We start from the raw sequence: 12,196 nt of genomic DNA, 5'->3' as shown, positions 1-12,196 counted from the left end.
CCAACGATTACCAGTACAGCGGTAATGGTATCCTCGGAAGACAGTGCCTACAGCTACACCTTTGCGGCGAGTGACGTGGATGCGGGTGATAGCCTGACCTACAGTGCGCCAACCCTGCCTTCCTGGATGAGCTTTAATGCGACTACGGGTGCGTTGACGGGTACACCAGGCAACGATAATGTAGGTAATCATCCGGTAGTTCTGCGTGTCAATGATGGTACGGTGAATCTGGATCAAAGCTTTACGGTCGTTGTGGGTAATACCAATGATGCGCCAACGATTACCAGTACAGCGGTAATGGTATCCTCGGAAGACAGTGCCTACAGCTACACCTTTGCGGCGAGTGACGTGGATGCTGATAGCCTGACCTACAGTGCGCCAACCCTGCCTTCCTGGATGAGTTTTAATGCGACTACGGGTGCGTTGACGGGTACGCCAACCAATGCTGAGGTAGGTAATCATCCGGTGGTTCTGCGTGTCAATGATGGTACGGTCAACCTGGATCAGAGCTTTACCGTGGTCGTTGCTAATACCAATGATGCGCCAACGGTGGATAGCACGGCAGTACTGGTATCCTCGGAAGATAGTGCCTACAGTTACACCTTTGCGGCGAGTGATGTAGATGTGGGTGATAGCCTGACCTACAGTGCGCCAACCCTGCCTTCCTGGATGAGCTTTAATGCGACTACAGGTGCGTTGACGGGTACGCCAACCAATGCTGAGGTAGGTAATCACAATGTGGTTCTGCGTGTGAATGATGGTACGGTGGATGTGGATCAGAGTTTTACGGTTGTTGTGGGTAATACCAATGATGATCCAACAGTGGATAGTACGGCAGTGACAGTAGCAACTGAGGATAGCCCCTATAGCTACACCTTTGCTGCCAGCGATGTGGATGCGGGTGATAGCCTGGCCTACAGTGCGCTAACCCTGCCTTCCTGGATGAGCTTTAATGCAACGACGGGTGCATTGACCGGTACGCCAGCCAATGCTGAGGTGGGTAACCATGCGGTAGTTCTGCGCGTTAATGATGGTACGGTGGATGTGGATCAGAGCTTTACTGTGGTCGTCGCTAATACCAATGATGCGCCCACCATTACCGGTACACCGGCAACATCCGTGATTGAGGCGAGTGCCTACAGCTTTACCCCGGGTGGTGGCGATGTGGATGTGGATGATGTGCTGACCTATAGCATTACCAATAAGCCTTCCTGGGCAAGCTTCAGTACGACTACCGGTGCCTTGACAGGTACGCCGGGTGCGGGTGATGTGAGTACCACAACCGGTATCGTGATCGGTGTGACGGATAGTAATAGTACGGTCGTTTCACTGGCGAGCTTTGATCTGACGGTGAACAGCCTTGATTCCGATGATGATGGCTTAACCGATGCCGAGGAGGCTGTGTTAGGAACCGATCCTAATGTTGCTGATACCGATCTTGATGGTTATATTGATGGTGTGGATAACTGTCCGCTTATTGCCAATGCCGATCAGGCAGATACCAACGCTAATGGTGTTGGTGATGACTGTGAGCGTAACATGACACCGTTAGATACGGGGATTGATTCAGGTTCGAGTTATACCTTCGAGTTGACCGGTAATGCATCTGATTACAGGGTTGAGATTACTTCACCGGGTGGTGCCTGTAGTGTGGTGACTGATTGCTTCGATGGCCTTACCTTTACCGCGCCAACCACGGGTGCCTTTGCGGGTAACTATGTGGTTCGTTTAACCGATGTAACAGGCATGAGTTACTATATTGAGGTGACGGTTCCGCTAGTGGTCTCGGTTCTGGATACGAATGGTGATGGTAGTAGTAACAATATCCTGACCGGTGGCTTGAGACATTTGCTGGTGAAGGGTGGTGCCGATGGCGATAGCTATAGCTTCGCGGTGCTGGATGCTAACGGTGTTGAAAGCGCTTCAATTATTGAACCGATCTACATTATTGAGCCGATTTACATCATTGAACCTATCTATGTAGTGGCTCAGATGATGGCGATGGATACGCTGACCGGGATTACTGGCTTTATTATTCAGGTTACCAATACAACTCAGACTGGGTTGGCCGTCGTTTCCTTATCTGGGAACGTTATCCCCATGGTCACCTACAGTGGTGTTGTGGTCGATGAGGAAGGCAATTTATTGAATGAGGCCAATGTCGAGACGCGTGATCTCGAAGATGCCAATGGTCAACCTTACTCGGGTCTAACGAATGGGGCTGGTGTGTTTGGTGTTCCTGTACCCATGAGCGCGGGTGCTGATTATATCTTTAGGGTACAGGCAAGTGGCTTCAAGACCGCTGACCTGGATGGTGCAAGATTTATCCAGACTGGCGCGACAGCCAATGCAACTGAATTTGTGATGTCGGCGACGGATGGACGCTTTACCGGTACCGTATCAAATCTGGATGAGGGAGATCAGGCTGAGGTCTACTTCTACTATGCGGATGGTAATGGTGATATTCAGCGGGTACCTGCCGTGATGGATGGCACTAGCTATTCCATTGATGTGGAGTCGAACTGGGCATACAAGGCAGTTGCCTCGGCTGAGGGTTATCTATCGGTTGCTTCGGGGCCATTTGATCTTTCCGCCGGTGCTGAAGGAACTGTTGTGGGTGATCTCTTCTTGCAGAAACCATTAGAGTTCTCGGTGGATGTCAGGACAGGTTCACTCATCATTACCTTTGATGCGGCAAGAGGTGGTGTGGGTGTCAGTATGAATAGTTATACTGTCTCAGCCACGGATAGCGCGGGTGCTGCTGTATTGCCAACGGGTACATTAATTGTTGATGGCGGTGATCTGAATGGTGGTCTGGAAGCGACTTATGCGACCGACCAGGATATGACGGTATCTTTGATGGATGATGAGGGCGATGTTGTCTTTGTCTATCAGTATGTCAAGGCAGAAGAAGCGGCAGCGGTTGTGGATGGACCTTCGGGTGCGCAGCAGGTTAATCTGGATGCCGGGTTTGAGGCTAGCTTTAATGCTAATCCGGGTTCTGAGCAGGCCGATGCTGTGATGTCCGAGGTTCAGGTTAGTATGCCTGCCAACGGTATTGATACCACAGGGCTGGCAGGGGCAACCGCTACTCTGAGTGTGAGTCTGCTGGATCTGAGTGATGTCTCGGGTAATGCCGAGGCCTCAGCGGGTCAGGTCGTGCTGGTGGATCTGGCAATTGTGGATGCAAGCGGTACGCTGTTGACTGATGAGGAACGTAATGCCGCCTTGCAGGCCATACGGATTACTATTCCGTTTGACACCAGCGTGGTAACACCGGGCTCGATTGAAGATGGTAGCTATACTATCTTCTTCGCTAGTACCCTGGTGAACTATGAGGCGGGTATTGTTAGCACGGTTTCCGCCGCTAATATCATCCTGGTTGATTATAGCGCCGGTCTTGTGACCTTCGAAGTCGATCACCTGACGCTGTTCGGTGTCGGTGCCGCTGCCCCTGCTGCAAGCTCAGGTGGCGGTGGTGGCTTTGGTTGTAGCGTGAGTCAGCAGTCGGTAGCGACCAGCGATGCCGCTGATTGGTGGCTGATAATGGCATTTATCACCTGGATGGGTATGTTGACATTACGTCGTCGCAGAGTGAGTGCCATCCAGCGGTGATTTTGTGGTGCGCAGTGCGCACCCTACCATCTATCGTAGGGTGCGTACCACGCACCATTATTTACGGGGGCAGACCATACCAAGGTCTGCCCCCGTTTTTATTGTAAATTCTCCTTGTAGCCAACATCTAAACTATGCGAGAATGGCGCCAATAAAATAATATGTGTGTAAAAAAAGAGATTCATCTCTTGGAGGAGAGTAATAATGGCGTTTTTATCCAAACGTATATGGTCGTGTGCGATTGCGGCTTCCTTGGCGTTACCGGCAACGGTCTTTGCCACCAACGGTTATTTCCTGATTGGCTATGGTCCTAAATCCCGAGCTATGGGTGGTGCCGGTGTTGCTTACGGAACAGATTCCCTGGCGGCTGCGGCCAATCCGGCGGCGATGATTGATGTGAAATCGCGAGTGGATGCTAATGCAGAGTTTTTCCTGCCGCCGCGTGCCGTTTATCATAGCAGTGATACCACACCGGTTAATTCCAAGAGTGGTTCCAATGTCTTCCTGATCCCGAGTATGGGTGCTATCTACAAGTTCAACAAGAAGATGGTAATGGGTATGGCGGGTATCGGTGCGGGTTTAGGTACGCGTTTTGATCAGTCTCAGCCGGGTAATAATTTCTTCGACTTTAATAACAAGGCGGGCACCCAGCCTACAGCGGGTGTGATGCTGATGCAGATGCAGATGCTACCCAGTGTTGCCTATCGGGTGAGTAAGAAGCATACCATCGGTGTCTCCATTGCCATGGCGGTACAGACGTTCCGTGCCTACGGTATTGGTGATTTTGCTGACTGGAGTAGTGCTCCTGAGTATTTATCTAACAATGGTAACGACTGGTCTTATGGTGGTGGTATCCGTGTTGGTTGGTTAGGTAAGTTTCTCAAGAAAAATCGTTTGACCCTGGGTGCTAACTGGTCCTCTCGTGTCTATATGAGCAAGTTTGACAAATACCGTGGTCTGTTTGCCGATCAGGGTAACTTTGATATCCCGCCAACCTTGACTATTGGTGCATCCTTTAAGGTGAGCAGACAGTTAACAGTGGCTATGGATATTCAGAAAAACTTCTTTAGTCAGGTTGCCTCAGTCGGTAATCCAGGGCCTATTGGTAAGTTCAAGGGTCGTCCGGTTGATTACATATCAACCCCGGACTGTGTTTATACCGTAACGGATCCTGCTAGCCCTAATGTGGGTTTGACCATGCCTTGTACCTCACTGCGTTCCGAGAATAAACTGGGTGGCTCAAGAGGTATGGGTTTTGGTTGGTCTGATCAAACAGTATTCAAATTGGGTTTTGATTACAAATACAATAAGAAGTGGAACTGGCGTGCCGGTTTAAACTACGGTAAGTCTCCGGTTGATCCTGATCAGATTATGTTTAGTCTGCTAGCGCCGGGTATTGTCGAGAAGCATGTCACCTTTGGTTTTACCTATAAGGCAACCAAGCGTATGGAATTGAGCATGAACTATATGCATGCCTTCAAGAATACCATCGAAGGCACAACCTTCCAGACCAACCGCACACCGGGAACGAATAATGCCTCCGCATCCATGTATCAGGATTCTGTCGGCTTTGGTTGGGGTTACCGTTTCTAGAAATAACGATATTAAAGAGAATATCATCGCATCAGCATGAATGGATGTCTGCTGCGAGGAGGAGTAAATATGATTACAATATATAAAGATAAAAAGAATCTTGCGGTTGCGGTTGCGCTGGCGCTAGGTGTGGCGAGTGTTCCGATGGATGCGTCTGCACAGATTTATGAGTTCTCATGGGATGGCTGGTTCACTATGCTGGATGCCAATGGTGGACTGATGAAAAACAGTAGTATCGTTTCCGTTCCTGGACAGCCCCCTATCAATGGGTTCCAAACGGCTATATCCGGTACCCTGACCTACGATTCGGATACGGAAACCGGTAGTGCGACTATTGGTGCTTTTGACTTTTTTTCAGGTACTGCACCAGCCGAGGCTGTGGGCGTTACCTTTGTTGACGCTGGTGGTGGGCTTTGGCTAACCAGTATGATGTTTAACTGGAATGGTACCAATGGTATTCCGGTTAGCCTGGTGTGGGATGCGAGTGGGCTCAAGGGGATGCTGGCAGGGAAGGTTATGGGCGATACCATCAATATCGGTGATCGCTTTAATCAGGATGGTTCTGGTGGTGCATCGAATGCAGCGGGTGCTGTGCCTGCCTCGGATGGTACCTACAGCGATGCTGAGTGGGGTTACCTGGGTCTGGGAGCAGTCCCTATTGCAATGACAGAATGGAATGTGACCCGTGCTGTGGATTGTGGTGGTGCGAAGAGTTCCACACCTTATGCCAATGCAACCGTTGATCTTAATGGTAATCCATTGACACCTGGCGATGGTTGTATGTATCACCCGCAACCGGGTGTGATGCCCTTGGTTGAGGATACAACAGAGAACAAGGGTCAGTATTTTGAGGGTGATCAGACGGGGCCGACTCTGTTGCCAGATGGAGGGGGAGCAATGTCGTCTCGTGGTATTGGTGGTGTTGCCATGTGGGATGGCCCTTTTGTTGGTTCTTACGCCAACTTTGATATTCTCAATTTAACCCTTGATGGTGATGGTAACGGCCCGGAACTCAACGAACCGGCTGATTTCTCAACGCAATACAATCCAGGGGTGTTAGCAGATTCCTTACAGAACTCGCCTCAGGAAGGTGTTGTGGACATTGGTGCGGTTGCTGTATCGGATAATCCTGATGGGGCAATTATCGAGTGGAGTAGCGATGGCGGTTCCAACTGGAATGCTAATGATACGGAGAATGGCAATGATGTGGCATTCACTCTTAGCAAGACCTCTAACAGTAAGACCATTAAGTGGCGTGCGACACCGCCTGGTGGAGGGTCTGTTAGTAATGCAACACAGGTCGTGACTGTGACTGTGCTTGATACAACTGCGCCGTATTTTGTGCTGGTTGATGGGGTTCCTGTTGATGATGTGGATATGGGTGTTGTTGAAGAAGACCCCGTCTTTGTTAACCTAGGGCTGGTTGCCGGTATGGATCTTGTCGATGATGCCGTTTTAGTAGAGTGGAGTCTTGATGGTAGTGTGTTTTACGGCACAGATTCATCCGATAAGGCTGATTTAATTAGCGATCCAAGTGGTCAGACAAAATACCCCAGCAGTCATTATCCAATGAATTCGGGTGTGCAGACCATTACCTGGCGCATCACGGATGATAGTGGTAATAGTGATACCTATCAGCAGACAGTGACGATAAGTTTGCCGGAGGGTATGGTGGGTGCGCCTTGTGTGACGGATGGTCTGGATGTTGAGGGTACACGTCAATTGACGGGTGTCTTTACTATGCGTGATCCAGCGGGCAACATACTTTTGCCGATTGATAACGCTGTAACCGGTAGTTACACCTATACCTGTGTGGACGAAGATTGTACGCGTGCAATGACGTTGGCATCACCAGCACCCTTCCAGGGCTTTAACTGGGCGGCACACGATATCAGCTTGTATGATGCGGGTAGTTATATCTTTGAGACTTGCCCCGGTGGCAGTACCGAGGGTTTAAGAGGTGCCCCGGATGGGTCGACCAAGTGTGACGTGGGTACCCCATTATCAGTAACGGTTAAAGAGGGGCAGTTAGGTGCGCGCATGTTGTTTGATTGGGGTGATACCTCTGGTGCAACACCGTGTGGTCTGGCAAACTGTAACATTGATGTGGTGCTTGCCCTTAATTTTGGCTGTGGCAACGAGCAGTTGGTAACATCAGATCCGGATGGCGATGGCTTTATTGGTACCAATATGGTGGATGGTCCCTTTAAGGGCTTCAAGGCGGCCTTTGATCTGCGTCCTGGAGAAGGTCAGGTTGACTTTACCAGTGGTGGTTATCGTACTACCGTACCTGTGGTGGAGAATATTGCTGGCGTAACCGGAGAAGGGCTTGCTACCGAGACACCTGTTTTCCTGACCAAGGGGGCATTTAATCCACTAGGCGTAGACTCAAGGATTCGTCAGGTTGATATGCCGGGTCTGGGTGCAGAGATTGCGGATCAGGTGGATGCCGATGGTAGGGATATCGTAGCGGCCTGTGCCGGTGATTGCTTTGATTTTGTGGTTAACGGTGTTCCAGTCGGTGGTTCGGTCAAGGTAGTCTTACCTTTATCGGAGCCCATTGCATGGTACAGTAAATACTTCAAGTATCAGAATAATCAATGGGCACCTTTTGTCGTTACTATGACGACTGTTGATGGTGAGCTGGTACCTGATGGCAAGAACCTGATCGAAACTTCAGTGGCAAATACGGATGGTTCTTGTCCAGGAACGGGTTCTGCCTCTTATAAGGCGTTCACTACTACCGCATTGACAGAAGGCGGTATGTTGGAGCCGGGTGCTGAATGTGTTCAGTTGACGATTGAAGATGGTGGTCCGAATGATACCGATGGTAATGCCGATGGTGTTGTGACTGATCCAGGTGGTGTGGGTAATGTTCCAACACCTAATTCACCGGCTAATATTGTGAATAACACTATTGGTAGTAAGGTTAGTCTTTCAGGTGGCGGTTGTACTATTAGTGATGCATCAGTTGATCTACTGAAGCGTGCCGATTGGCTGTTGCTACTAGGCTTTATGGTCTGGATGGGAATGATGGCAAGACGCCGTCGTCAGCAGTAAGGATGGTGTGGTGCGCAGTGCGCATCCTACCAAGTGAGAGATGGCGTGTTCCTTCGGGTTCACGCCATTTTTTTGTGCTCTGGATTGTGGATTCCCGCGTACGCGAGGATGACAAATAGGTCTGTCATTCCCGTGAAAACGGGAATCTATGGTTTAAGAGGGGGCTAAAATTATTTCTTATAGTTTAATGCGTCTTTTAAATCACCCAGGTGCGTTTCATACGCCTTCCAGCGTTGCATGGAGCTCTTGTAAATAGGCTGTCTGACCTGTTCATTACTCGGGGTATTGGCGATACGCTCTGATTGATGAAAATTCAGGCAGGCATCATCCCATTCCAGGCCACAGAACTCGATGAGCTTACGGCTGTAGTGTACTTGATCCTCTACCAGGTCTTCATAGCGCAGGTCGAGGATGGGCATTGGTAATGCCTTATGCCAGTGCCGCATAAGTCCTTCATAGCCGCGATAGTATTGCCCAAGCTCACCCAACTGTCTGGCATACAGATGTTGCTCATTGAATTGATGGAAATAGATCGACATACAGTTATCCATTGCATCACGTTGGCAGTGTATGATCCTTGCCTGTGGAAATAGTATCGCAATCAGACTTAGATACAGAAAATTATGTGGCAGTTTATCACTCACGCGTAGTGCATTAACAATATTCCACAGGTCTGTAATCTCTCCTGCGCCATAGGCATGGGGGTGACTGGACAGGATTTGTTCTACCAGGGTGGTGCCTGATCGTGGCATGCCAACGATAAAGACAGGTCGTTCACTCTCCAGGCTGGCATGGCTCAGGCTGTCAAAACGCTCTGCTGTGAAGAATTCAGTCATCTGCTTCATCTGTTGCAGGTGTCGCTGTAGATCTGATTGGTAGTCGATGAGTTCATTGCCTTTCCTGTAATAAGTGAAGGCACTGTCGTAGTTCTTGTCCTTATGATAAAGGTTGCCAATCTCGAAATAGACCTCGGACAGGAACTGTTGGTTAAGGTTTTTGTGTTGGCTCAATGCCAGCAGACGTTGCAGGGCATCTTCCTGTCGATCAATTTTTGTGCTGATCTTCGCATAGGCCATGATGATAGGTGGTTGCCCCTGATCCAGCAGTGGCAGAATCCTGTGGCAGGCCTGTTCACTATCCCCCTGCAGGATCAGCAAGTGGGTAATCTCACTATTAATTTTATTATTGTCAGGATGCCTGTTATAGAGATCGAGCAGGTAATCCATGGCATCATCAAACTGGTTTTTCCGTATCATGCGGCGCGTGATACGGATGTGTGCCTTGATAAAATCAGGCTGTAACTGGATGGCATGCCTGAAACAGTCCTGTGCCTGGTTGTGTTGTTTCATTCGTTCCAGCAATGTACCCATGCTGTACCAAGTCTCAACTAGCTGCGGGTTAAGTTTTAATGACTGTTGATAACATTGCTGTGCCTCAATAAGTTGATGCTGGCTGGACAATATATCACCAAGATTATGATAGGCAGCAGGGTAGTTCGGGTTTTGCTGGATAGCGGTTCGGGCATGTGCCTCCGCACTCTTTTGATCCTTTTTTGTATGCAGGGTAATCGCAAGATTATTATGTGCAGCGGGGTAGTTGGCTTGGTAGTGCAGGGCCTTTTTGAAGAGTTGTATGGCCTCATCCAGCCGACCCTGTTCTCGCATCAGGTTGCCAATATTATTATAGGCTGGTGCATAGTCAGGCTGGATCTTGCTGGCACGTTTGAAGCACTTTTCTGCCTCTTTGTATTGTTTTTGATACATGAGTGCAAGACCCAGATTGCCCCAAGCATTGAAGAGATCGGGTTTTAACTGAACAACCTTGCGAAAGCATTTTTCAGCCTCCTGGTATTGATTCAGTTGAGCATGGCAGGCACCGCACATAAACTAGGCATCAGCATTTTTTTGCATGGAGGCACATAATGGTTTGAAGATCTCCAGTGCCCCGGCTATCCGCCCTGTTTGTAGTAGCTTCTGGCCTTGTTGCAGTTTTTTCTGTGGATTCAAGTTCTACCCTTCATTCTTTTGCAGTATATAAATGGTTCCCTGGATATCCTGTGTATAGTCTTTTCTCAATACTACATCCTGGTGTTTGAGTAATCTGAAGTCATATTGTTCAGCGAGTGTATTGATGTAGTGACAGGAATGAGCGTAGCGGCCACTGCCCCGCAACATAAAACTCTCACCTGCGATGGTCTCGGTGGAGAATATAAACAGGCTCTGATCACGGAGTGATTTCCTTGTCGATTGAAAACTGGCATCCAGATCACCAACATAGACAAATACATCAGCGGCCAGAACAATATCAAAGTCCTCATCATAATCTGCCATGCACTCAACCAGTCCGCCAACAATGAGTTCATCATATTCAGCCTGTTCCCTTGCTTTTTGAATCATCTCGGCTGACAGGTCAATACCGACCAGTCTTTGTGAAATATCCTTGATCAGGATACCGCAGAGTCCGGTGCCACAACCCAGATCCAGGATGTCGAGTTTTCCCCTGCCGGTTTCCAGGGTATCCCGAAGATATTTATTGATCAGTGTGGGGGTCTTGTAGCCCAGTTTTTTAACCAGTTCATCATCAAATTTATCGGCATATTTATCAAACAGATTTGCGATGTATTTATTAGACTCTGCTGATTTTGCTGATTTTGATCTGAGCCCCTCGAGTAGATAGGGGGCTTCTATGGAGTCAGAGTTGATTTCAAGTACCCGTTCATAATACTCAATGGCCTTATCGGTCTGGCCAAGTTCTGTATAGGCCTGTGCCAGGCCAAAGCAGGCGTTGTCATTTTCAGGATTTGCCTTGATGGCTTGCAGAAAGATATCCTCGCTCTTTTCATAATCCCCCTGTTGTAATACCAGTCTTGCCAGATTGGTAATGATGGCACTGTTGTCCGGATCCAGTGCGAGGGCCTTATTATAGTATTCATCGGCCTGTTCTGCTTGTCCGTTACGGTCATATACCTTGGCGAGGTTATTTAATGTATTGATGTGTTGTGGTGACTGTTGCAGTACAGACTGATAATGTTTAATAGCATCGGCAGATTTGTCCAGGGCAAAGTAGGTGCGGCCAAGATTGAAGCTGGCCTCAAGGGATTGAGGTGATATTTTTTGTACGGCCTGGTAGTGTTTCAGGGCTGATGTGTAATCCCTGTCCAGATAAAATTGTTCAGCGATTGCATTATGAGCCGGTTCTGAATCAGGGTCTTTCTGTAATGCCTGTTGACACAGATTCAGTGCCCGGGGGGTGTCATCTTTCTGCACAATCTTTGCAAGATTAATATACAAATCGATTTGTTGTGGATGCTCCCTGATTGCCTGTTCAAAGTGGGTTGTTGCCTTGTCGGTATCGCCACGGTCCGTGTATATAAGCCCCAGGCAGTTAATGATTGCAGGTGGTATTTGATTGCCTGTCAGCAGTTTTTTGCAAAGCTCTTCAGCCTGATCCAGTTCCCCCTGTTGCCATAGTGTGATCGCCAGATTAGTCATTGATGGTATGTGGTCTTTTTGTATATCAAGGGCCTTGCGGTAATGCCCGATTGCCTCCGGCATTTGATTGATTGATTGATAGGCACAGGCAATATTGTAATGAGTCTGCGGGTTGTCAGGCTGGAGTTTGAGTAATTGCTGGCAACACTGAATGATCCCGCTCATATTACTTGTTTGTGCATGAATTCCGGCCAGCATAAACCATGCCTCCGGGTCTTGCGGGTTTTTTTCACAGGCCTGGGTGTAGAGCTTTATTGCATCAGCAAGTTGCCCTTTATACAGTTTGGTTCTGGCACGTTTTTTCAGGGCATAGGTATTGCTTTGATTTTTTTTCATCATTTTATTTCCTGAATTCGTATAATAAGCGCATAACCTCTGAATGTAGTTAAGGCACATACCCTGAAATAAACAAGACTCAGGGTTACAATGCAAGGCTA

The 12,196-nt window shown here is 48.7% G+C and carries 5 protein-coding genes; 3 read left to right on the top strand and 2 right to left on the bottom strand.

The window, feature by feature from the left end; translation table 11 throughout:
- From GXP22_00690 to GXP22_00680, 3 genes are all read left to right on the top strand, one after another.
- Positions 1-3,615: hypothetical protein (locus tag GXP22_00690; protein ID NOX08003.1), on the top strand; the 3,615-nt coding region annotated here is incomplete at its 5' end.
- 204 nt (positions 3,616-3,819) lie between these two features.
- A complete protein-coding gene (locus GXP22_00685; protein ID NOX08002.1) occupies positions 3,820-5,208 on the top strand; it encodes a hypothetical protein in 1,389 nt (462 codons plus the stop codon).
- A gap of 69 nt (positions 5,209-5,277) precedes the next feature.
- Complete coding sequence (locus tag GXP22_00680) at positions 5,278-8,268, top strand: hypothetical protein (protein ID NOX08001.1); 2,991 nt, start codon at positions 5,278-5,280, stop codon at positions 8,266-8,268.
- A gap of 170 nt (positions 8,269-8,438) precedes the next feature.
- On the opposite strand, the gene GXP22_00675 is transcribed toward GXP22_00680, so the two are convergent.
- Positions 8,439-10,151, bottom strand: coding sequence for a tetratricopeptide repeat protein (locus GXP22_00675; GenBank protein ID NOX08000.1), 1,713 nt, complete (start codon positions 10,149-10,151; stop codon positions 8,439-8,441).
- A 126-nt stretch (positions 10,152-10,277) separates the two neighbouring features.
- Complete coding sequence (locus GXP22_00670; protein NOX07999.1) at positions 10,278-12,098, bottom strand: tetratricopeptide repeat protein; 1,821 nt, start codon at positions 12,096-12,098, stop codon at positions 10,278-10,280.
- Between the last annotated feature and the right edge of the window lie 98 nt (positions 12,099-12,196).

The organism is Gammaproteobacteria bacterium, assembly GCA_013151035.1.
Taxonomy (GTDB): domain Bacteria; phylum Pseudomonadota; class Gammaproteobacteria; order JAADJB01; family JAADJB01; genus JAADJB01.
The sequence above is the reverse complement of the archived record's forward strand: the minus strand, read 5'-3'. Positions and strand labels throughout refer to the sequence as shown.

Excerpts from the sequence above, each read along its gene's own strand:
- GXP22_00685 (NOX08002.1), top strand. The coding sequence starts at position 3,820 with ATGGCGTTTTTATCCAAACGTATATGGTCGTGTGCGATTGCGGCTTCC.
- GXP22_00680 (NOX08001.1), top strand. The coding sequence starts at position 5,278 with ATGATTACAATATATAAAGATAAAAAGAATCTTGCGGTTGCGGTTGCG.
- GXP22_00675 (NOX08000.1), bottom strand. The coding sequence starts at position 10,151 with ATGTGCGGTGCCTGCCATGCTCAACTGAATCAATACCAGGAGGCTGAA.
- GXP22_00670 (NOX07999.1), bottom strand. The coding sequence starts at position 12,098 with ATGATGAAAAAAAATCAAAGCAATACCTATGCCCTGAAAAAACGTGCC.